Origin of the sequence: Streptomyces sp. NPDC048349, from assembly GCF_040651925.1 — a bacterium.
Classification (GTDB): domain Bacteria; phylum Actinomycetota; class Actinomycetes; order Streptomycetales; family Streptomycetaceae; genus Streptomyces.
The window spans coordinates 24,399-46,667 of sequence record NZ_JBEZLA010000027.1; the positions used below are offsets into that span (position 1 = coordinate 24,399).

At 73.8% G+C, this 22,269-nt stretch carries 18 protein-coding genes; 16 read left to right on the plus strand and 2 right to left on the minus strand.

Annotated features, from left to right (window positions below; translation table 11 throughout):
* Positions 1 to 15: 15 nt before the first annotated feature.
* Positions 16 to 1,221, minus strand: coding sequence for an amidohydrolase (locus AB0D44_RS16845; RefSeq protein WP_362590969.1), 1,206 nt, complete (start codon positions 1,219 to 1,221; stop codon positions 16 to 18).
* Positions 1,222 to 1,410: 189 nt separating this feature from the next.
* Between AB0D44_RS16845 and AB0D44_RS16850 the strand changes: the two genes are divergently transcribed.
* The 3 genes from AB0D44_RS16850 to AB0D44_RS16860 all read left to right on the plus strand — a co-directional run bounded on the left by AB0D44_RS16850 (position 1,411) and on the right by AB0D44_RS16860 (position 3,670).
* Entirely contained in the window at positions 1,411 to 2,433 is a 1,023-nt protein-coding gene (locus AB0D44_RS16850) for a DNA topoisomerase IB (protein ID WP_362590838.1), read from the plus strand.
* 103 nt (positions 2,434 to 2,536) lie between these two features.
* Positions 2,537 to 3,109 (plus strand): isochorismatase family cysteine hydrolase, encoded by a 573-nt coding sequence (locus AB0D44_RS16855; RefSeq protein ID WP_362590841.1) that lies wholly within the window; start codon positions 2,537 to 2,539, stop codon positions 3,107 to 3,109.
* A gap of 165 nt (positions 3,110 to 3,274) precedes the next feature.
* The gene (locus AB0D44_RS16860) at positions 3,275 to 3,670 is read left to right on the plus strand and encodes an ATP-binding protein (protein WP_362590843.1); all 396 of its coding nucleotides are present in this window, start codon (positions 3,275 to 3,277) and stop codon (positions 3,668 to 3,670) included.
* A gap of 98 nt (positions 3,671 to 3,768) precedes the next feature.
* Here the strand turns inward: AB0D44_RS16860 and AB0D44_RS16865 are convergent, their stop codons facing one another.
* Entirely contained in the window at positions 3,769 to 4,992 is a 1,224-nt protein-coding gene (locus AB0D44_RS16865) for a spore photoproduct lyase family protein (protein ID WP_362590846.1), read from the minus strand.
* A gap of 428 nt (positions 4,993 to 5,420) precedes the next feature.
* Between AB0D44_RS16865 and AB0D44_RS16870 the strand changes: the two genes are divergently transcribed.
* The 13 genes from AB0D44_RS16870 to AB0D44_RS16930 all read left to right on the plus strand — a co-directional run bounded on the left by AB0D44_RS16870 (position 5,421) and on the right by AB0D44_RS16930 (position 22,084).
* Positions 5,421 to 7,202, plus strand: coding sequence for an N-acetylglutaminylglutamine amidotransferase (locus tag AB0D44_RS16870; RefSeq protein WP_362590848.1), 1,782 nt, complete (start codon positions 5,421 to 5,423; stop codon positions 7,200 to 7,202).
* A gap of 172 nt (positions 7,203 to 7,374) precedes the next feature.
* Positions 7,375 to 9,462: a prolyl oligopeptidase family serine peptidase gene (locus tag AB0D44_RS16875; RefSeq protein ID WP_362590972.1), complete on the plus strand. Its 2,088-nt coding sequence runs from the start codon at positions 7,375 to 7,377 to the stop codon at positions 9,460 to 9,462.
* A 91-nt stretch (positions 9,463 to 9,553) separates the two neighbouring features.
* On the plus strand, positions 9,554 to 11,020 hold the full coding sequence (locus AB0D44_RS16880) for an ornithine decarboxylase (protein ID WP_362590851.1): 1,467 nt from the start codon (positions 9,554 to 9,556) through the stop codon (positions 11,018 to 11,020).
* A 240-nt stretch (positions 11,021 to 11,260) separates the two neighbouring features.
* On the plus strand, positions 11,261 to 12,007 hold the full coding sequence (locus AB0D44_RS16885; RefSeq protein WP_362590854.1) for an SDR family oxidoreductase: 747 nt from the start codon (positions 11,261 to 11,263) through the stop codon (positions 12,005 to 12,007).
* 14 nt (positions 12,008 to 12,021) lie between these two features.
* Positions 12,022 to 12,831: an SDR family oxidoreductase gene (locus AB0D44_RS16890; protein WP_362590857.1), complete on the plus strand. Its 810-nt coding sequence runs from the start codon at positions 12,022 to 12,024 to the stop codon at positions 12,829 to 12,831.
* Positions 12,832 to 13,051: 220 nt separating this feature from the next.
* Positions 13,052 to 14,119, plus strand: a complete 1,068-nt coding sequence (locus tag AB0D44_RS16895; RefSeq protein ID WP_362590860.1) for a lactonase family protein — start codon at positions 13,052 to 13,054, stop codon at positions 14,117 to 14,119.
* 164 nt (positions 14,120 to 14,283) lie between these two features.
* The gene (locus AB0D44_RS16900) at positions 14,284 to 15,246 is read left to right on the plus strand and encodes an NAD-dependent epimerase/dehydratase family protein (protein ID WP_362590863.1); all 963 of its coding nucleotides are present in this window, start codon (positions 14,284 to 14,286) and stop codon (positions 15,244 to 15,246) included.
* Positions 15,247 to 15,330: 84 nt separating this feature from the next.
* The gene (locus AB0D44_RS16905; protein WP_362590866.1) at positions 15,331 to 16,986 is read left to right on the plus strand and encodes a carbamoyltransferase C-terminal domain-containing protein; all 1,656 of its coding nucleotides are present in this window, start codon (positions 15,331 to 15,333) and stop codon (positions 16,984 to 16,986) included.
* Complete coding sequence (locus AB0D44_RS16910) at positions 16,983 to 18,068, plus strand: glycosyltransferase (protein ID WP_362590869.1); 1,086 nt, start codon at positions 16,983 to 16,985, stop codon at positions 18,066 to 18,068. The genes AB0D44_RS16905 and AB0D44_RS16910 overlap by 4 nt, the downstream gene beginning before the upstream one ends.
* Positions 18,065 to 18,781 carry an HAD-IIIA family hydrolase gene (locus AB0D44_RS16915; protein WP_362590872.1) on the plus strand — a complete coding sequence of 239 codons (717 nt, stop codon included), beginning with the start codon at positions 18,065 to 18,067 and terminating at the stop codon, positions 18,779 to 18,781. Before AB0D44_RS16910 ends, AB0D44_RS16915 begins: the two co-directional genes overlap by 4 nt.
* Positions 18,778 to 19,857 carry a glycosyltransferase family 9 protein gene (locus tag AB0D44_RS16920; RefSeq protein ID WP_362590875.1) on the plus strand — a complete coding sequence of 360 codons (1,080 nt, stop codon included), beginning with the start codon at positions 18,778 to 18,780 and terminating at the stop codon, positions 19,855 to 19,857. The genes AB0D44_RS16915 and AB0D44_RS16920 overlap by 4 nt, the downstream gene beginning before the upstream one ends.
* Positions 19,854 to 20,816, plus strand: coding sequence for a glycosyltransferase (locus tag AB0D44_RS16925; RefSeq protein ID WP_362590878.1), 963 nt, complete (start codon positions 19,854 to 19,856; stop codon positions 20,814 to 20,816). The genes AB0D44_RS16920 and AB0D44_RS16925 overlap by 4 nt, the downstream gene beginning before the upstream one ends.
* Positions 20,813 to 22,084: a glycosyltransferase gene (locus AB0D44_RS16930; RefSeq protein WP_362590881.1), complete on the plus strand. Its 1,272-nt coding sequence runs from the start codon at positions 20,813 to 20,815 to the stop codon at positions 22,082 to 22,084. Before AB0D44_RS16925 ends, AB0D44_RS16930 begins: the two co-directional genes overlap by 4 nt.
* Positions 22,085 to 22,269: the final 185 nt, after the last annotated feature.

Sequence of the window (22,269 nt, forward strand, 5' to 3'; positions counted from 1 at the left end):
GCTCGGTCAGGGGAGTCAGAGGCCTCCCGCCGCCTTCTCCCGCTGGCGGGCCCACGCCCGGGCGGTGAGTCCGGCGTCGGTGAGGACATCGGCCGCCGTGCAGGCCAGGGCTTCGGCGGCCGCCAGCATCACGTCGCGGCCCCGTTCCGAGGCGGCGGCCCGGGCGAAGGCGGGGGTGTGGTCCGAGGCCCCGTCGCCCAGGATCGCGAGGAACGGATGGATGGTGGGCACCCGGCTGCTGACGTCCCCGATGTCGGACGACCCCAGGAACACCCCCGCGACGGGCTGGGTGAGTCGGATGCCCGAGCGCGCGAGGTGGAGGCCGAACCGGTCCGAGAGGACGTCGTTGTTCCGGAAATGGGCGTAACCCCTGCCCGTCCGGGTCGCCTCCACCGTGGTGCCGGTCGCGGCAGCCACGCCTTCGGCCCAGCCGCGGAGGTCGGCGACCAGCGCGTCGAGCGCGGTGCTCGTGGCCGCACGCAGGCCGAAGAGGCCTTCGGCGAAGGCGGGCACGATGTTGGTCGCGCTGCCACCGTCGGTCACGATCCCCTGGACGTGTGAGCCGGACGGCAACCGCCTGCTCATCACGGCCGCCGTGTTGAACAGCTGGATCAGGGCGGCCAGGGCGTCGATCCCGCGCGTGGGGTCGCCCGTCGGATGCGCCGCCCGGCCGTGAAAGCCCACGCGGACCTGGGTCTGCGCGGTCAGCGGCGCCCATGACCAGTCGTGCACGCCGGGGTGGAACATCAACGCGGCGTCCACCTGGTCGAACACGCCGGCTTCCGCCAGGGCGACCTTGCCCCCGCCCCGCTCCTCCGCGGGTGTCCCCACGGCGAGCACCGTGCCGTCGAACTCCTCCTCCACCACGCTGCGCAGGGCCAGGGCGGCCCCCAGCCCGGCCGCGGCGATCAGGTTGTGTCCGCACGCGTGTCCCAGGTCCGGCAGCGCGTCGTACTCCATCAGCAGCGCCACGCACCGCCCCCGACCCCTGCCCGCCCGGGCCACGAATGCCGTGTCGAGCCCCGCGGTCCCCGGCTCGAGGGCGAACCCCGCCCGCCGGAGTTCGTCGGTGAGCAGCCGGGCCGCACGGTGCTCCTCGTAGGCGAGCTCGGGATCCGCGTGCAGGGCGCGGCTGACCGCCCACAGATCGTCCGCCCTGCGGCTGCATTCCCGCCGCAGTCGCGCGTACAGGTCATCGGATGGATCGACCGTGTCGCCCATGTCGCCGCCCACACCGCCCACGTCTCCCACGTCGCCTCCTCGCAGCCTCGTGCCCGCTTCTGTCCAGGGGGCGGCCGCTTACGCGCGTTCGCGCCCGGTGAGTGCGGACGAAACCGGCGGGTAGATGCGCAGCATGTTCCTCTTGCAACCATCCGGACCTGCCGGTGTGCGGGGCCGGCCGTGAGGTCCGTGAGGCTCCGCACGAGCCGTCCCGATCGCCCGGGATGGACCCGCCGTCGCACCGGAAGAGGATTCCGCTTCCTCGACTCCGCGGGCCACCGGGTGACCGACGAGCCGGAGCGTGCCCGGCTGCGCTCCCTGGCCATCCCTCCGGCCTGGGAGGACGTCTGGATCTGCCCCTGGAGCAACGGGCATATCCAGGCCATCGGGACGGACGCGGCAGGCCGGCGCCAGTACCTGTACCACGAACGGTTCCGCGAGCTGCGCGAGGCGTCCAAGCACGAGCACGTCCTGGAGGTCTCGGCGCGTCTGCCGGATCTGCGGGCGGCCGTGGAGGAAGACCTGAAGGAGCGCGGGCTGGTGCGCGATCGCGTGCTCGCCTGCCTGGCTCGGCTCCTGGACCTCGGCTTCTTCCGGATCGGCGGCACGGCCTACCGCCGCGACCACGAGGCGTACGGCCTGACCACCCTGTTGCGCGAACACGCGCGGTGCGCCCGGGGCCGCGTCCGCTTCGACTTTCCGGGGAAGGCGGCGCAGCAGCAGACCCGGTCGCTCGAAGACCCGGCTTCCTCCGCCGTGATCCGGGCGCTCCTGCGCCGGGACGAGGGGCCCCAGCTCTTCGCCTACCGGGAGGCGGGCGCCTGGCACGACGTTCGCGCAGAAGACGTGAACGGCTATCTGCGGGACAGGGCCGGCACCGATCTCACCGCGAAGGACTTCCGCACGTGGCACGCGACGGTCCTCGCCGCCGTCGCGCTGGCCGTGTCCGAGACCATGGCCGATGCCTCACCCACCCGCCGCCGGAGCGCTGAGGCGCGCGCGGTCCGCGAGGTGAGCCGGTACCTGGGCAATACGCCGGCCGTGTGCCGTGCGTCCTACATCAACCCCCGTGTGATCGAACTCTTCGAGAACGGCGTCACGATCCGGCCCGCGCTCGACGCGCTCGGCGCGAGCGCCGCGGACGGGGATCCCGCGACCCACGGCGCCGTGGAAGACGCCGTACGCCGCCTCCTCAGCCGGGGCCGCCCCTGAGCGGAACGGCTGTGGGAGCCGCCCCACCGGCCACTCGGCCCCGGATGATGGAGACTGGAACCAGCAGAAGGATCACGGAACGAGACGAGAGGCGGCCGCTCCCATGCCTCGTACAGCGCTCATCGTGATCGACATGCTCAACACGTACGCACACGAGGACGCCGAAGCCCTGGTCCCGTCCGTCCGCGATGCGCTCCACGGGGTGACGGCGCTGCTGAAGCGCGCCCGGGCCAGCGATTCGCCCGTCATCTACGTGAACGACAACTTCGGGGAGTGGCGCTCGCACCACGGGGAGATCCTGCGGGCCGCCCTGGCCGGACGCCACAGCGATCTGGTGGAGCCGGTCGCGCCGGACGAGAACTCGCTCTTCGTCGTCAAGGCGCGGCACTCGATCTTCTTCGAAACCCCTCTGGCCTACCTGCTGGGTCAACTCGGGATCGAGCGCCTCGTCCTGTGCGGGCAGGTGACCGAACAGTGCGTGATGTACTCGGCCTTGGATGCCCATATCCGGCACTTCGATGTCGTCGTACCGGCCGAAGCGGTCGCCCACATCGATGCCGACTTCGCCGAAGCGGCCTTGCGGATGATGCGTTGCAACATGTCCGCGGACATCTGCGCGGTCGATGACGTCGTCTTCGACGCCCCGCGTGCGCGTGCGGAGCGACCTGAGCGGTGACTGCGCGACGGCGCGGTCGATGACGGCCCGCGGTCCGGCGGCCGCCGGGCGAAGACCTGACCGTGGCCCGGGTGCGGGGGAGCGGTACCCGTGCCAGGCGTTTGCCGGGTTGTTCCCTCCCGGACCGGGCAGGTGCTCCATGAGCCCCTGGCGGAAGGAGGACGCATGGATGTACCCGTCCTTGACCGCTCCCTGCCCCGCGACGGGCAGCCCACGGTGTCGGCACGCGACGCCACCCGTGCCTTTCTCCACCGCGCCGCCCGCGTACGGCCGCCCTCCGGGCCCGGGAACGGCGACGCCGTTCTCCTGATCGTCGGCGAGCTGGTCGCCAACGCCATTCGCCACACCCGGGGGCCCGCATCGCTCCACCTCGAACTGAACGGTGATCACATCGAGATCCGCGTCACCGACACCAGCCCCGACCTGCCCAAGCCGCACCCGCCCCACACCGACGGCACCGGCGGCTGGGGATGGCAACTGATCAACCGCCTCACCACCGAGGTGCGCATCGAACGCACCCCCGACGGCGGCAAGACCATCCGCGCCCGTGCCCCGTGGTAGAGCGGGTGGCCGAAGTTCGGAGGTGCAGGCGGCCGTTGAGGCCATCGCGTCCGTGTCGCCCGACACGCACCGCCGGGATGACGTACGGCGGTCCGCCGTCAGAAGGCGTAGCGGATCCGCAACCAGGGAGCGTACGTGGTCACCAGGCGGCGGACGGCTGCGACGGCTTCGGCTTTGGCGTGGTTGCGGTAGCGGACGTTCCGGCTGCCGTTCTCGGAGACCTTGGCCTGCTGGAGGCCGGGACGCCACAGCATGTCCTCTGCCCGCGGGTGCCACGTGAGGTTCAGGTCGTGCAGGGCCCTGTTGTGCGTGAGCATGATGACCTCCGCCGCTGCCTGATCCTTCACGGCGCGGGGCAGCACGTCGTCCATCAGCTGCAGCAGCTGGGCCCAGTCCTCTTGCCAGCCGGGACGGATGACCACCGGTGAGAGGTTGAAGTGCACCTCGTACCCCGCCTCCAGGAAGTCCGCGGCCGCCGCGATGCGCTGCTCCACCGGACTGGTCCGGATGTCCAGCAACCGGGAGTCGTCGGGCGGCATCACCGAGAAGCGCACCCGGGTGCGGCCGCGCGGGTCGAGCAGCAGCAGGTCGGGGTTGACGAACTTCGTGGCGAAGGAGGCCTTGGCCGTGGGCCAGCGCGCGAACGCCCGCACCAGGTCCGCCGTGTTCTCGCTGATGAGGGCGTCCACCGAGCAGTCGTTGTTCTCCCCGATGTCATAGACCCAGGCGCCCGGATCGCACTGGTTCGGCTCCCGCTTGGGTCCCTGCCGCGCGACGTGCCGGCCGAGGTGGGCGATGATCTGCTCGATGTTGGTGAAGACGGTGATCGGATTGGCGTAACCCTTGCGGCGCGGAACGTAGCAGTAGGCGCACGCCATCGCACAGCCGTTCGCCGGTCCGGGGGCGATCCAGTCGGCCGACCTTCCGTTGGGTCGTGTGGCGAGCGTCTTCTTCTCGCCCAGGACGAGGACCTCGCTCTTGATGCGGACCCAGCGTTCGGCGTTGCCCTCGTTGCCGTGGAGTGCCGGGATGCGCCAGTGCGAGTCCACCTCGATGATCCGGGCGGCGGGGAAGCGCGCCAGGATCTGCCGTCCTCGGGGCGAGGCTGCGGCCGCGGGCTCGGCGTGGATCTCCCGTACGGAGAGCAGCCGGCGAGCTGTGGGGGAGTCGCGGAACGAGGGCCCGATGGGCGGCCCCGGCCGCGCCGTGCCCGCGGGGGCGGGCCCCGTGCGCAGGTCCTCCAGCCCGAACAGCGCACCGGCGTCGTCAGCGGAGGGCTCCGGGTGGGACCGGCGGGCCCCGCCGGACGGGGACTGGCCCATGAGTGCACTTCCAGATCTCGGGCGGCGGCCGCGGCCGCGCTCGGGCCGGCGGCTGTCGGACTCTCTCCACCTTAGGCTCCGCCCTGCGGAAGCGGCGGGGGGCCGGTCGAGTGGTCTGCGGCTGAACGGGACCGGTGCACGGCACGCGCGGGCATACGTAGGGAGCCGTGGTGGGGAGAGCCGCCCACCCCTCGACCGGCGTCGAGGGCTGATGCGTCCGGCCCCGGGCCGCAGGAGGAGCGGCCGCTTAAGGGGCGATCGGCCGGGCAGGCGCGTCATATGTCAATCGCCGGTTCGGGCCGTCCGCCCATCGTCGGCCGAAACGCGCACAGGAGTGTAGTGATGTCGTACGTGACCAGGTGCTCCACGAAGGGTGAGGTGCCGAGGGGGTGGCGCCCCCCGGGTGCCGTGCACGCAGTGGGTGCCCCGTGTGCGGGCTGAGCGGGGAGGTGCGCTTCGACGGCGGGCGACCGGACCTCGCCGCAGTCGAACGCATGACCGACATGGTGGAGTCGCGGGGACCGGACGGCCGGGGAGCCTGGTCGCAGGGCGCGGTGGCGCTGGGGCACCGGCGCCTGAAGATCATCGACCTTTCCGAATGCGGCGCCCAGCCCATGTCCGACCCGGAGCTGGGTCTCACCGTGGTCTTCAACGGGTGCATCTACAACTACCGCGAGCTGCGTGACCGCCTGGAGGCGCTCGGACACCGCTTCTTCTCCCGCTCCGACACCGAGGTGGTCGTCAAGGCGTACGCCGAGTGGGGCCGCGAGTGCGTCGAGTCCCTCATCGGCATGTTCGCCTTCGCGGTGGTCGAGCAGGACACCGGCCGTGTCGTACTCGCCCGTGACCGGTTGGGCATCAAGCCCCTGTACATCACCCAGGACGCCACCCGGCTCCGCTTCGCTTCCTCCCTGCCCGCCCTCCTCGCGGGCGGGGGCGTCGACACGTCCCTCGACCCGGTGGCGCTGCACCACTACCTGAGCTGGCACGGCACGGTCCCGGCGCCCCGCACCGTACTGGCCGGCGTGCGCAAGCTCCCGCCGGCCACCGTCCGCGTCGTGGAGCCGGACGGTACGCAGCGGGACCGCTGCTACTGGCAGCCGTCCTACACCCGGCACTCCGCACTCGGCGAGGACCCGGCCCTGTGGCGGGAGGCGGTGCACGAGGCGCTGCGCACCGCGGTGCGGCGGCGCACCGTCGCGGACGTCCCCGTGGGCGTGCTGCTGTCGGGCGGGCTGGACTCCAGCCTGATCGTGGCGCTGCTCGCCGAGGCGGGGCAGGAGGACCTCACGACCTTCGCGATGGGGTTCGAGGCAGAGAACGGGGAGGACGGGGACGAGTTCCGGTATTCGGACCTGATCGCACGCCGTTTCTCGACCGACCACCGTCAGTTCATGATCCCGTCCGACCGGCTCCCGTCCGCGCTGGAAGCCGCGATCCGCGCCATGAGCGAGCCGATGGTCAGCCACGACGCCGTGGCGTTCCACCTGCTGTCGGAGCAGGTGTCCAAGGAGGTCAAGGTCGTGCTGTGCGGCCAGGGCGCGGACGAGGTGTTCGCCGGCTACCACTGGTACCCGCGGATCGCCTCGGCCGCCCGGTCCGATGCCGACGCGGCGTACGCGCAGGCGTACGCGGACCGGACGCACGCCGACCTCACCGCCATGCTGCACCCCGGGTTCACCGCCGGCCACGACGCCTCGATGGAGTACGTCCGCGCGCACATGGCGGCGCCGGGGGCCGCGACCGCTCTCGACGCGGCCCTGCGCATGGACGTCCACGCACTCATGCCCGACGACCCGGTCAAGCGGGTCGACAACATGACGATGGCCTGGGGCCTGGAGGCGAGGGTGCCCTTCCTGGACCACGAGCTCGTCGAACTGGCCGCTGCGTGCCCTCCGCAGCTCAAGCTCGCGCAGGGCGGCAAGGCCGTGCTCAAGGACATCGGACGCAAGATCCTGCCACCGGAGGTCGTGGACCGGCCGAAGGGCTACTTCCCGGTTCCTGCGGTCCGGCACATGGCCGAGCCGGTGCTCGCGCGCGTGCGCGACGCCCTCACGGCCCCCGAAGCGCGCCGGCGCGGCATCTTCGACGAGCGCGTGGTCCACGAGCTGCTCGAGGCGCCCAACCGCCACCGCACCAGACGCGGGGCCAACACCCTCTGGCAGGTCGCGACGTTGGAAATCTGGCTCCAAACGCACGGCATCAAGTGAGCGTTCGACACCCGAAGCGCAAGCCTGGGAGAGGCGGCCCATGCCCCTGGAGCACGCGGAACCGCTGATGGACGCGCACGAAAAGCCCGACGGGACGGCCGGTCCCCCGGGGGCCGGAGCGTCCCGGCCGGGCCCCGCGCCGCCCCCGGCGCCGGCCCCCGCGCCGGCTCCGATGCCCGGCCACCCGGGCGTCGACCCGCCGACCCTCCTGGTCGCCCACGGATGCTGGTACCCGTCCGCCGACCCGACCGGGGAGCACGTGGCGTTCATCTGCGACCGCGCCGGGGTCCCCCAGCTGTGGAGCGGGCCCGCCCGGGGGTCGGAGGTGCACGTACTGGACGGCGACCCCGACCCGGTGACGGAGGTCTCCTGGTCGCCGGACGGGCGCTGGATCGCCTACACGTCGGCGCCGGGGGGCGGCGAGCACACCCGGGTCCTGGTGGTGCGCCCGGACGGAACCGGCCGCCGGGTCCTTGCGGGCGCGGAGCCGGGCAGCTCGGCCCACCTCGGGTGCTGGACGCGTGACGGCAGCGCCCTGGCCGTCACGGTCGCCCAGCCTTCCCCGACGGGCTCGGAGCACGCCGGACCGGGACACCTGCCGCCGGAAGCGGAAGGGGCGTCGGCGACCGGCGGAAGGACACCGGGCTCGGCGTGGTCCGAACGCGGCGGCCCGGCCGTCCTCCTCGAAGGCGGGGGCGCCCGACCGGCGGTCCGGCGGCGCCCCGCGCCGATCGCGCACGGAGCGGAGGGGCCCGCGGCGGGAGGTGCGCCGGTCGCGGACCTCGGCCCGGCCCGGAGCGGCGGGCTGGCCGCTTACCTGGTCGACCCCGACGGAGCCACCGCACCGGTCCTGCTGTTCAGCGAGGAGGGAGCCGCCTCGTTGCGCGTGTGCGACACGACCGCGGACGGCCGCCTCGCGCTGGTCCGGCGCGGCCCGCGCGGCCGACGGGAAGCCCTCGTACTCGACACCGCCACCGGCCGCACCACCTTCGCGCTGCACGTCGCCGACGGGGACCCGTGGATCGGCCGCTTCTCCGCCGACGCGCGCACGCTCTGGCTGCGCAGCGACGCGGAGCGGGAGTTCGCGGCCCTCCTGCGGGTGCGGCTGGACGAGGGGGGGAGGTCCCGGGGCCTGTCCGTCGCCGCCGAACGGGAGGAGTCCGCCCTCGACCTGCTGAGCGTGCCCGACCACGGCCGGTGGGCCGTCCTCGCCTGGAACGCGCACGGCGCGACCGAGCTGGAAAGCGTGGGGCTCGCCCTCGACCGTACGGACGGCGGCATCGGACCGCGCCACCGACCCGTCCTGCCCCACGAGGTGGTGACCCGCATCGCGCCGGTGGAGCGCGGCGGACTGTTCGCCGCCCTGTCGGGATCCCGGCGCAGGCCGGGCATCTGGGAACTGGACACGGCACTCGTCCCCGCGCGCACTGGATGGTCGGCGCGGGACGAGGACGCGGTCCCGCCGGGGCGGCCTCCCGTACGCCCGGTACCCCTGCGCTGCGAGGCGCGGGACGGGCTCGTACTCGGCGGCTGGTACTACCGTGCGCCGAAGCAGGACCCGGGCCGGCCGGCCCCGTGCGTGATCCACCTGCACGGCGGACCGGAGGAACAGGAACGGCCCGTGTTCAGCCCGCTCTACCACGAGCTCCTCGGGCGGGGCCTGGACGTGTTCGCCCCCGACGTGCGCGGCTCGTCCGGCTGGGGCCGGTCCTTCGTGGACGCCGACCTCGGCGCCGGCCGGTTCGCGGCGATCGACGACGTCGCCGACTGCGCCGCACACGTGGTTTCGCTCGGGTACGCCGACCCCTTGAGGCTGGGGGTGATGGGCCGCTCGTACGGCGGCTACCTCACCATGGCCTCCCTCGTGTGGCATCCGGACCTCTTCCGGGCCGGGGTCGCGGTCTGCGGGATGTCGGACTTCGCCACCTTCTTCGCCGGCACGGAGCCGTGGATCGCACAGTCCGCAGCCGCCAAGTACGGGCACCCCGAAGACGACCGGGAACTGCTGCGGGCCCTGTCCCCGATGAGCCGCATCGACCAGCTGCGCGCCCCGGTGCTGACCGTCCACGGCGAACACGATACGAACGTGCCGCCGACGGAGTCGGAGCAGTTCATCCGCGCGGCACGCGAACGCGGCGTGCCGGCGCGGCACCTGACGTTGCGCAACGAGGGCCACGAGTTCCTGCGGGCGGACAACCGGCGGCTCTACCGGCGCGCTGCCGCGGACTGGCTGGAGCAGCATCTCAGCCCGGCGCCGTGACCCAGGACCGCCGGGGCCGGAGCGCCACGTGCTGCGGCGCGCTTTCGGCGCACGTCCGTTTTCGTCGGCGGTCACGGGGCAGGCGGGCGGCATGGACCAGTCGAAAGCGCCGGTACTCGATGCGTTGGCCGCCTACCACGAAAGCGGCCAGACCCCGTTCACGCCCCCGGGGCACAAACAGGGGCGGGGCGCCGACCCCAGGGTGCGGGCCGTGCTCGGGGAAGCGGTGTTCCGGTCCGACGTGCTCGCCACCAGCGGCCTGGACGACCGTACGTCCTCCCGGGGAGTCCTGGAGGAAGCTCAAGCGCTGATGGCCGACGCCGTCGGGGCCGACCACGCGTTCTTCTCCACCTGCGGCAGCTCCCTGTCGGTGAAGGCGGCCATGCTGTCCGTCGCCGGACCGCACGAGAAGCTGCTCGTCGGCCGGGACGCGCACAAATCCGTCGTCTCGGGCCTGATCCTCTCGGGCATCAAGCCCGTCTGGGTGGAGCCGCAGTGGGACGCCGAGCGCCACATCGCCCACCCGCCGTCCGCCGAGGCCTTCGAGGAGGCGTTCGCCGAGCACCCCGACGCCCGCGGGGCGCTGGTGACCACGCCCACTCCCTACGGGACCTGCTCGGACCTGGCCGCCATCGCGGAGGTCTGCCACCGCCGGGACCGGCCCCTGATCGTCGACGAGGCATGGGGCGCCCACCTGCCGTTCCACCCCGACCTGCCCACCTGGGCCATGGACGCCGGGGCCGACGTGTGCGTCACCTCCGTCCACAAGATGGGCTCCGGCCTGGAGCAGAGCTCCGTCTTCCACCTCCAGGGCGACCTGGTCGCACCCGAGGTGCTCAAGGGCCGTGAGGACCTGCTGGGCACCACCAGCCCCTCGTCGCTCGTCTATGCCGCACTGGACGGCTGGCGCCGGCAGATGGTCGAGCACGGCGAGGTCCTCTACGACCAGGCGCTCGCCCTCGCGCAGAAGACCCGCGACCGCATGTCCCGTATCGACGGCATGCACGTCCACGGCCGCGAGGACTTCTGCGGGCCGGGGCGGGCGGCGGACATGGACCCCCTCCAGATCATCATCGACATCAGCGCCTGGGAGGTCACCGGCTACCGCGCCGCCGACTGGCTGAGGGAGAAGCACCGCATCAACCTCCACGTCGCCGACCACCGCCGCATCAGCGCGCAGTTCACCCACGCGGACGACGGCGACACGGCCGAGGGGCTCCTGACGGCCCTGACCGACCTGGCCGCGCATGCGGCGGAGCTCCGGACGGGACAGCCCGTGACGGTCCCGCCGCCGTCGAGGCTGAGGTTGGAGCAGGCGGCGCTGCCCCGCGACGCCTTCTTCGGTCGGACGGAGCAGGTGCCCTGGCAGGAGGCCGACGGCCGGATCGCGGCCGAGATGCTGACCCCGTACCCCCCGGGCATTCCGGCCGTCCTGCCCGGCGAGCGCCTCACCGGTGAGGTCCTGCGCTACCTGCGGACCGGTGTGGAGGCGGGCATGGTCGTGCCGGACGCGGTCGACACGGAGGTCACGAGCGTCCGGGTGCTCCGCGAGGAGTGAGCGTTCTCGTCGGAACCGGCCGGGATCAGCAGCCGGACGCGGTTCCCCTGCGGGCCCGGCTCGGCCCGGGCCGCCCGGCATCCGAAAGGCGCGTGCACGCCGCCTGGTGGCCTAACCCCGGGTGCCGGGCGCCCGGTGCCTGCCCAGAGTGGGACCCACGAGACGCGCCGGCGCCGGGCCCCCCACCTCCGGGGGCCGGTGGCGCCGGCCCGCCGGAACCGAGGGAAGGCAAGGCACAGCATGAACAGCGCGGCACAGGTCGACCTGACGGGCAAGCAGGCATTGGTCACCGGCGGGGCCCGGGGCCTGGGCGCCGCCATCGCGCGGCGGCTCGCCGCGGCCGGCGCCTCCGTGCTGGTCGCCGACGTACGCAAGGACCTGGCTCAGGAGCTCTGCGCGGACCTCGTGGTGACGGGCGGCCGTGCCCGCTTCGTCGAGATGGACGTGTGTGACCCCGACGCGGTCGCGGCCGTCCTCGGGGACGTCGAGGCGGACGGCGGCCGGGTGGACGTCCTCGTCAACAACGCCGCCGTCGACGTGTCCAAGTCCGTGGAGCACCTGACGGCGGAGGAGGTCAGGCACGTGGTGACCACCAATCTGCTCGGGCCGATGTACCTGTGCCTGCAGACCTACCGGCGCATGGTCGCCGCGGGCGGGGGTCACATCGTCAACATCCTCTCCACCGCCGCGAACCGGACCTGGACGGAGGCGGGCCCCTACGCGGCGAGCAAGTCCGGACTCCGGGCGTTCACCCACACCCTGTTCAAGGAGGCGCAGCGGGACTGCACCGGGATCGGTGTCACCGGGATCATCGCCGGCGGAATGGAGACCGCCTTCATCACGGACCGGTTCCCCGACGCCGACACCGCTCTGCTCCAGAGCCCGGAGATCGTGGCCGACACGGTCATGTACGCGTTGTCCGTGCCCGCCGGGAGCGTGGTCGGCGAACTGGTGGTGGTGCCCCGCCGGGAACCCTCCTGGCCCTGACGGAAGGCTCGACCATGATCAGTCCTCTGGACTTTTCCCCCACCGCGGCCGTGGTCACCGGTTCCGACTCGGGAATCGGCCGCGCCGTCGCCGTGCGCCTGGCCGCGGCCGGACTGGACGTCGGCATCACCTGGCACGAGGACGAGGACGGAGCCGAGCGCACGGCAGAGGAGGTCCGGGCCCGCGGCCGGCGCGCCCTGCTCGCCCGGCTCGACCTCACCGACCTTCCCGCCGCCGCCGACGTCATCGACCGGCTCGCCGACGGACTCGGGCGCATCGACGTGCTCGTGAACAACGCGGGCACCGGAACCGCCACGCCTTTCCTGGACCTGGACCTGACCACCGTGCGCCAGGTCCTCGACGTCGACCTCGTGGGTCCGCTGCTGTGCGGTCAACGGGCGGCCCGGCACATGATCCGACAGGGCACCGGCGGCCGGATCGTCAACGTCACCTCGGTCCACGAACACCAGCCCCGCGTCGGCTCGGGCCCGTACTGCGCCGCCAAGGGCGGACTGGGCCTGCTGACGCAGGTCATGGCACTCGAACTCGCCGAACACGGCATCACCGTGAACGCGGTGGCTCCGGGGGAGATCGCCACCCCCATGACCGGCCAGGAGGACGAGGACGTGCGTACGGAACCCCGGCCGGGCATTCCCGCCGGACGGCCGGGCGACGCCCGCGAGGTCGCCGCCGTCATCGAATTCCTGGCGGGACCCTCGGCTTCCTACGTCACCGGCGCCTCCTGGGCGGTGGACGGCGGCATGCTGCGGATGGGACCCATGGCCGGGTCGCACATGGACCATGACCGGTGGCGCCGGCCCTGAGCACGGACCCCGCCCGCAGCCGCCCCCGGCCAGGTGACCGGAAGGAGTGCACGCTCCTGCCGGACAGGACGCACGCGCCCTCGGTGCGGTCGTCGAGCGGCTTGCGCCGTCCCCCGTGCGGCGGAACCTGCGGTCCCCCAACGGCCGGTCGCGGCGGCTGCGTGGCGGCCGGCTGTTAGTTTCGCCCGCAGCAGCGGACCGACGGCGGAAGGACCACCCGGTGGGCGGCGCGGGAAGCACGTACCAGGGCGCCGGACGGCGTGCCTACATCGGTTCGTTCGCCTCCGGCGGAGGCCGCGGGATCACCACGGCGGCCGTGGACCCGGTGACGGGGGCGCTCACCGCACTGAGCGCCGTCGACGGCCCGGGGGACGCCTCGTGCCTGGCCCTGTCCGTCGACCGGCAGGTGCTCTACGCCGCCGGGGGGACCGAGCAGGGGTGGGCGGCCGCATACCGGATCACCGCGGACGGTCTCGCTCCGCTCGGACGGCCCGTTCCTGTCGACGGCCTCGGTCCCGCCCACCTGAGCGTCGCCGGGGACCGGCTGCTGATCGCCAATTACACGTCCGGCAGCGTCAGCGGTCTGCGGATCGCGGGCGACGGCAGGCCGCAGGGCCCTGCGGCCGTCCTCGGCCACCGCGGCCGTGGGCCCGACCCCGAGCGGCAGTCCGGCCCGCACGCCCACCACGTCACGCCCGATCCGAGCGGCCGCTGGGTGCTCAGCGTGGACCTCGGCACCGACTCGGTACGCGTGTGCGTGCCCGATCCGGCCGGCGGACCCCTCCGCGTCCGTGCCGAGACGCCGCTGCGTGCCGGGAGCGGTCCGCGGGAGGTGGCCTTCCACCCCCGCGGAGACGTGGCGTACGTGATCCACGAGCTGGAACCGCAGCTGACCGTCTGCCGGTGGGACGCCGGCTCCGGCCGCCTGTACCAGACCGGTGAGGTCCCGCTGGGCTCGGCCGACCCCGCGGCGGGCACGAGGGAGTACCCGTCGGTCGCCCTCGTCTCGGGGGACGGCCGCTTCGTCTGGGCGGCGATCCGCGGCAGCAACCTCATCACCACCCTGTCGCTGTCCGACGGCCCCGAAAAGCCACGGATCACCGATGTCGCGGACTGCGGCGGTCAATGGCCGCGGCATCTGGCGGCCGGCCCCTCGGGTCGTCACCTGTACGTGTCCAACGAGTGGTCCGGCGACGTCACCTGGTTCGACGCCGATCCCGAGACCGGACGCCTGCACCCGGCCGGCAGGCTGGACGTCCCGGCCGCCGCCTGCGTCGTCCTCGCCTGAAACACGGCCGCGCGTCACCCGATTGCCCGGTCCCGCGTGCCGCTCCACCGCTGCTCCAGCAGGCTGAGGGGCGTACGTGCGGGGCCGTTCCCGGGATGAGCGGGCCAGTAGGACCCCTCCCGGTTCCCGCGTCCCGCGCTGTCCCTGCCGTCGAGGAGATCACCATGGGCTCATCGCATGCGCCGCGCTGGAAGCACGCCGTCGTCACCGGCGGCGCAGGCTTCGTCGGGTCCCACCTGTGCTCCGCCCTGCTGGCCGCGGGGACCGCCGTCACCTGTGTCGACGACTTCAGCACGGGGCGGCCGCAGAACATCTCGGAACTGGCGGACCATCCCGGATTCACCCTGCAGAAGACGAACGTCTCGCGGCCCTTCACTGTCCCCATGGACCCGGACCTCGTGCTGCACCTGGCCTCCCCTGCTTCCCCCGCCGATTACCTCCGGCTTCCGCTGCACACCCTGGAGGCCGGCAGCCTCGGCACGCGCAACGCCCTGGAACTCGCACACCGCAGCGAGGCCCGCTTCGTGCTCGCCTCCACGTCCGAGGTCTACGGTGATCCGCAGGAGCACCCCCAGAACGAGCGGTACTGGGGCCACGTCAACCCCGTCGGCCCCCGCAGCGTCTACGACGAGGCAAAACGTTTCAGCGAGGCGCTGAGCACCGCTCACGCCTCGGCCCTGGGCACCGACGTGTGCATCGTGCGGCTGTTCAACACCTATGGTCCGCGCATGCGGGGCTACGACGGCCGCGCCGTTCCCACGTTCATCCGCCAGGCGCTGGCCGGTACCCCGCTGACCGTCACCGGCGACGGCCTGCAGACCCGTTCGCTGTGTTACGTCGAGGACACCGTCGCAGGCATCCTCGCGGCGGCCGACCAAGGGATGCGGGGGCCCGTGAACCTCGGCAACCCCGCCGAGCTCACCATGCTGGAGCTGGCCCGCTGGATCGTCGAACTGACCGGTTCCTCCTCGGAGATCACCTTCGTCGAGCGGCCGACCGACGACCCGACCGTGCGCTGCCCGGACATCACGCTGGCGCGGGACAAGCTCCAGTGGGAGCCGCGCGTGGCGGCCGAGGACGGACTGCGCCGCACGATCGCCTGGTTCCGCGCCGAGGGTGACGGCTGACCCCTTTTCGGCGCCCTTGTGCCTCACCGGCGGCCGCCCCCGCCGGCCCGCCCGGCTCCCCCCAGCCGAAAGGTCCCCTCCGTCATGCGCATCCTCGGAATCAACGCGCTCTTCCACGACCCTTCCGCCGCACTCGTCGTCGACGGCCGTACGGTCGCCGCCGCCGAGGAGGAGCGGTTCTCCCGTCGCAAGCACGGCAAGCGGCCGGTGCCCTTCTCCGCCTGGGAACTGCCGGAGCAGGCCGCGGCCTGGTGCCTGAGGCGTGCCGGTCTGCGTCCGCAGGACCTCGACGCCGTGGCGTACTCCTACGACCCCGCTCTGGCGCGCCCGGCCGACGCCATGGGTCTGCACGACCCGTGGGACCACCTCCGCCAGACGTATGCGCGCGAAGCCCCGGGGTTCCTGGCGACCGCCCTGCCCGGCCTCGACCCCGGCCTCGTGCGTTTCGTTCCGCACCACATGGCCCACGCCGCGTCCGGGGCGTTCGCGGCCGACGGCGCGGACCGCAGTTCCGTCCTGGTCCTCGACGGACGAGGCGAACGCGCTTCGCACCTGGCGGCCCGCCGCAGGGGCGACACGCTGGAGCCGCTGTACGCGCAGGACCTGCCGCACTCACTCGGACTCGTCTACGAGGAACTCACCGAGCACCTGGGCTTCCTGAGGTCCTCCGACGAGTTCAAGGTGATGGCACTCGCCTCCCACGGAAGCCCGCGGATGCTGGCCGAGCTCCGCCGCCACGTGTACCCCACGGGCGACGGCGGCTTCCGTGCCACCGGCGTCCCCTGGAGCGAGCTCTGTCCGCCCCGCGGCCCGGACGAGCCGTGGAGCGGGGCCCACGCCGATCTCGCCGCGAGTGCCCAGGCCGTCTTGGAAGAGACGCTGCTCGACCTGGTCCGCTGGCTCCACGGCCGCACCCACGACGACGTGCTCACCCTGGCCGGGGGCGTCGCACTGAACTGCGTGGCCAACTCCCGCATCGCCCGCGAGGGTCCCTTCTCCCGCGTGTGGGTCCAGCCGGCCGCCGGGGACGCGGGAACGGCGCTGGGTTCCGCGCTGCTCCTCGCCGCCGGGGCGGGGGACACCCCCGAGCCCATGGCCGGCGCGGATCTGGGCCGGGACTGGTCGGACGCGGAACTCGGCGCCTGGCTCAAGACGGCGGGGGTCCCCTTCGAGCGGCCCCCGGACATCGCGGCCACCGTCGCCGAGGCGCTCGCCGACAACGCCATCGTGGCCTGGTTCCAGGGGCGTGCGGAGTTCGGGCCGCGGGCCCTGGGACACCGCTCGCTGCTGGCGCATCCCGGGCACGCGGGCAACCTGGAGCGCCTCAACGACGTCAAGGGCCGTGAACAGTTCCGCCCCGTGGCCCCGATGGTGATCGCCGAGCGGGCGGCCGAGATCTTCGACGGACCGCTGCCCAGCCCGTACATGCTGTTCGTGCACGACGTGGCTGCCGACTGGCGCGAGCGCATCCCCGCGGTGGTCCACGTCGACGGCACGGCCCGCATCCAGACCGTGGATCCGGAGCGCGAGCCCCTGGTGGCGCGGATGCTCACCGAGTTCGAACGGCGCACCGGACTGCCGGTCGTCGTCAACACCAGTCTGAACACCGCCGGCCGGCCGATGGTCGACGACCCCCGGGACGCTCTGGAGTGCTTCGGCTCGTCGCCGGTGGACCTGTTGGCCATCGGGCCGTACGCCGTCCGTCGGGACGCCATCTTCCGTCCCGCAGAGGAAGGGTGACCGCCGTGCTCCAGGCGTCCGCGACTCCGCCTGCGTACGCAGTCGTCGTGCCCACCCTCGGCCGGCCCAGCCTCAGGGCCTGCCTGGACGGCGTGGCGGCTGCGACGGCCTCCGGGCGCGGCCCCGTGCGGATCGTTCTCGTCCACGACCGTCCCGGTCCCGACGGAACCCCGCCCGCTCTGGACGTTCCCCCGGCGCTGCGCCCGATCACCACCGTCGTGGCCGGCCGGGGCCGGGGTCCCGCGGCCGCCCGCAACACGGGAATGCGGGCGGCGGTCGGGGTGCCCTGGATCGTGTTCCTCGACGACGACGTGGTGCCCGGACGGAGCTGGGGCGAGGACCTCGCCGGTGACCTGGCTTCCGCCTCCCGTGACACCGCGGCCGTCACGGCGCGCATCGACGTCCCCCTTCCGCCCGGCCGCCGTCCCACGGACTGGGAGCGCAACACCGCAGGACTGGCCACCGCCCGCTGGATCACCGCCGACATGGCCTTCCGCCGGGAGGCGTTGGACGCCGCCGGCGGCTTCGACGAGCGCTTCGGGCGCGCCTTTCGCGAGGATGCCGAGCTGGCCCTGCGCCTGATCGAAGGCGGCTGGGTCCTGGCCCCCGGAAGCCGCCGTACCACCCACCCGGTCCGGCCCGCAGACCGCTGGATTTCGGTTCGGCTCCAGGCCGGCAACGCCGACGACGTACTGATGGGCCGACTGCACGGACACGACTGGTGGGGCAGGGCGGGCGCTCCCCGCGGGCGGCTGCCGCGCCATGCCGCCGTGACCTCGGCCGCCGCCGCGGCCGTGGGCTGTGCGCTGGCCGGCAGGAGGCGCGCCGCCGCGTGGTGCGCGGCCGGCTGGCTGGTGGGCACCGCCGAGTTCGCCGCCGCCCGGATCGCACCCGGTCCGCGCACCCGGTCCGAGATCGCCACCATGACGGCCACGAGCACGGTCATCCCCGCCGTGGCGGTCTGGCACTGGCTGCGCGGGGCGGTCCTGCACCGCCGTGTCCGCCGGGCCGACCCGGCGGCGCCGCCCGGGACCCGGGCGGCGGCTCCGGAAGATGCCCCCCGCGAACGGGTGCGGTCATGAGGAACCGGCCCGTCCCGGGCACGTGCGCCCGTGGGGCCCCGACCGGGGCCGTCCCCTGGCTGTGGGGCTCCCCCGGGGCGGCCAGGACCCCGAGCCGGTCCGGGACGGCGGGCCGGCTTGCGGAAGCGGTCCTCTTCGACCGTGACGGCACGCTCGTCGTCGACGTCCCGTACAACGGCGACCCGGCCCGGGTCCGCCCGATGCCCACGGCACGGGCCGCGGTCACCGCGCTGCGCGAGCTCGGGATTCCGGTCGGGGTCGTGAGCAACCAGTCGGGCGTCGCCCGCGGGCTCCTGACGCAGGAGCACGTGGCGGCGGTGCGCCGACGCGTGGACGAACTGTTCGGTCCGTTCGACGTCTGGGCCGTGTGCCCGCACGGCCCCGCGGACGGCTGTGGCTGCCGCAAGCCCGCACCGGGCCTGATCCTCGCCGCGTGCGAGCGGCTGGGCGCGGCCCCCGAACGCACGGTGGTCGTCGGGGACATCGGCTCCGACGTGCGGGCCGCCGCCGCCGCGGGGGCCCGCGGGGTGCTGGTGCCGACGCCCGTCACCCGCGCCGAAGAGGTCGCGGCCGCCGACGAGACGGCGTGCGATCTGCTCGCCGCCGTCCGGCTCGTCTCCTCCCCGGCGGGCTCCGGAGCCGGCCGGGGCACGGACGTCGTGGCGCGCGGCCCCCTGCGCGAGCGGCTTCGCGGGGTCGGTGGTGGCGGATGAGCGCCCCGCGCAGCCTCGTCGTACGCCTCGACAGCGCCGGGGACGTGCTGCTGGCCGGTCCTGCCGTGCGCGCGGTGGCGGCCTGCTCCTCCCACACCACGCTGCTCTGCGGGCCACAGGGTGTCGCGGCCGCGCGCCTGTTGCCCGGCGTGGACCAGGTGCTGGTGTACGAGGCCCCCTGGGTGGGGCTGGAGCCGGGCCGCACCTCGCGCGAGGAGTGCGGCCTGCTGGTCGACGCCCTGGCGGCCGGCCGCTTCGACCGCGGCGTGATCCTGGTGTCCCATCACCAGAGCCCGTTGCCGGCGGCCCTGCTGCTCGCCCTCGCGGGAGTGGAGCAGGTCGCGGCCGACTGCGAGGAGTACCCGGGATCCCTGCTCGCGCTGCGCCACCACCGGCTGCCGGACCGCCACGAGGCGGACGCGGCCCTGGACCTGGTGCGCGACTTCGGCTTCGCGCTGCCCGACGGCGACGACGGCGCCCTGCGGGTGTGCGTCCCGCCCGACACGACGCGGTTGACCGGACCCGAACCGTACGTGGTGCTGCATCCGGGAGCCGCGGTGGCCGCCCGGGCCTGGAGCCCGGCCAGGGCCACGCGCGCCGCGGCCGCGCTGCACGAGGCGGGGCACCGGGTGGTGGTCACGGGCAGCCCTGCGGAGAAGGGGCTGACCGCCGCGGTGGCCGGCCGTCACGGACTCGACCTGGGCGGCGTCACGGGCGACCTGCACGAGCTGGCCGGGGTCCTGGCCGCCGCGCAGGTCGTGGTGGCGGGCAACACGGGCCCGACCCATCTGGCCGCCGCCGTGGGCACCCCCGTGGTGTGCCTGTTCGCACCCGTGGTGCCGGCCCGCCGGTGGCGGCCCTACCGGGTACCGCACGTGCTGCTCGGCGACCAGCGGGCTTCGTGCGCCGGCAGCAGGGCGCGGGTCTGCCCCGTTGCAGGGCACCCCTGTCTGGACTCGGTGGATGACGACGAGGTGCTGGCGGCTGTCGCCGGACTCCTCACGGACGGCCCGCCCGGCGGCCGCAGACCGCGACCGCCCGAGCCGAGCGAGACCGACGGAGGAGTGACCGTATGAACATCCTGCTGTGGCACGTTCACGGTTCCTGGACGACCGCGTTCGTCCAGGGACCGCACACCTACCTGGTACCGGTCACCCCGGACCGGGGGCCCGACGGGCTGGGCCGCGCCCGTACTTTCAGCTGGCCCGATACGGTGCGGGAGGTCACCCCGGCCGAACTGGCCGACGCACCGGTGGACCTCGTCGTGCTCCAGCGGCCCCACGAAATGGAACTGGCCGAGCGCTGGCTGGGCCGCCGCCCGGGACGCGACGTCCCCGCCGTGTACCTGGAGCACAACGCACCGGACGGCGACGTACCGCGCACCCGCCACCCCTGCGCCGACCGCCGGGACCTGACACTGGTCCACGTCACCCATTTCAACCGGCTGTTCTGGGACAACGGCGCCACCCGCACCGAGGTCATCGAACACGGCATCGTCGACCCCGGGCACCTCTACACCGGTGTGCTCCCCCGCGCGGCGGTGGTGACGAACGAACCGGTCAGGCGGGGCCGTCACACCGGTACGGACCTCCTGCCCGAGCTGGCCCGGGCGGCGCCGCTGGACGTCTTCGGCATGGGCACCCGGGGCCTCGCCGGGCACCTGGGCCTGCCGCAGGAGCGGTGCCGGGCCTACGAGCTGCCCCAGCGCGAGCTGCACCCGGCGATGGCGGAGCGCCGCCTGTACCTGCACCCCGTGCGCTGGACCTCGCTGGGACTGTCGCTGGTGGAGGCCATGCACCTGGGCATGCCCGTCGTCGCCCTCGCCGCCACGGAGGCCGTGGAGGCCGTCCCGCCCGGCACGGGGGTCCTGTCCACCCGGCCGGACGTGCTGGCCGGGGCAGTCGTCCACTACCTCAACGAACCCCAGGCGGCAGCCGAGGACGGCGCGCGTGCCCGTCAGGCCGCGCTCGAACGGTACGGCCTCAAACGCTTCCTGGCCGACTGGGAGCGCCTGATGACGGAGGTACGGTCATGACACCCCTCACCACCCGTCCGATACGGTCGCCCCACCGGCTCCCGCCCCTGTCGTTGGCCCTGGTCTCCGAGCACGCCAGCCCCCTCGCGGCGCTCGGCGGTGTCGACGCCGGCGGCCAGAACGTCCACGTCGCCTGCCTCGCCGGGGCGTTGGCCGACCGGGGCCACCGCGTCACGGTGTACACGCGCAGGGATTCCCGTGACCTGCCGGCCAGCAGCCGGCTGCGCCGCGGCGTGACGGTCCACCACGTGCCGGCCGGACCGGCCGAACCCTTGCCCAAGGACGAACTGCTCCCGCACATGCGGGAGTTCTCGTACTACCTGATGCGCCACTGGCAGCAGACCGGTCCCCCCGACCTGATCCACTCCCACTTCTGGATGTCCGGGCTCGCCTCACTGGCGGCGGCGCGGGAGCTGGGTCTGCCGATGCTGCACACCTACCACGCGCTGGGAACCGTCAAGCGGCGGCACCAGGGAGCCGCCGACACCAGTCCGCCCTCACGCATCGGTTGCGAGCGGGAGGTCGGATTCGGCTGTGACCGGGTCGTGGCGACCTGCCGCGACGAGGTCACCGAACTCGCCCGGATGGGCGTCCCCGGTGACAAGGCCGACGTCGTTCCGTGCGGGGTGGACACCGAGCGGTTCCGGCCGGACGGGCCGGTCGCCGAGCGCGGAACCGCCCACCGCCACCGGCTGCTGCAATTGGGCCGGCTCGTCCCCCGCAAGGGAGCGGCCGTGTCCATCGCCGCTCTCGCCCACCTGCCGGAGGCCGAGCTCCTGATCGCGGGCGGCCCCGCGCCCGACCTCCTCGACGCCGACCCCGAGGTGCGGCGGTTGCGCGCCGTCGCCCGGCGGGCGGGAGTCCTCGACCGCGTGCGCTTCGTCGGCGCGGTGCCCTGCGACCGCGTGCCGGCCCTGCTGCGCAGCGCCGACGTCGTGCTGTGCCCGGCGGACTACGAGCCGTTCGGCATCGTGCCGCTGGAGGCCATGGCCTGCGGCCGGCCGGTCGTGGCCAGCGCCGTCGGCGGACAGCAGGACACGGTCGCCGACCGCGAGACCGGGCGCCTCGTGCCGCCCGGGGACGCCCGCGCGCTCGCGGCGGCCACCGCCGAACTGCTGGCCGACGACACGGCACGGCGCGCCTACGGGGCCGCCGGGCGGCAGCGGGTCCTGAGCCGATACGGCTGGCCCCAGGTCGCCGCGGCGACGGAACGGTCCTACCGTTCGGTGCTCGCCGGGCGGCTCGTGGCCGCCGGGACGACGACATGAGCCCCCTGCCGGTCGTCCGTCCGTCCGGCTTCCGTCAGTCCGGCTTCGGTTCGTCCGGCTTCCTGTCCGTCCGGCTTCCGTCCGATGAACCCCTCCGGCCGATCACGACGGGACCGGTCTCCGCGCAGTACCCGATTGCCTGAAGGAGGTGGGGTGCGGACTGTTCTCCCGAGCGGCCGCACCGA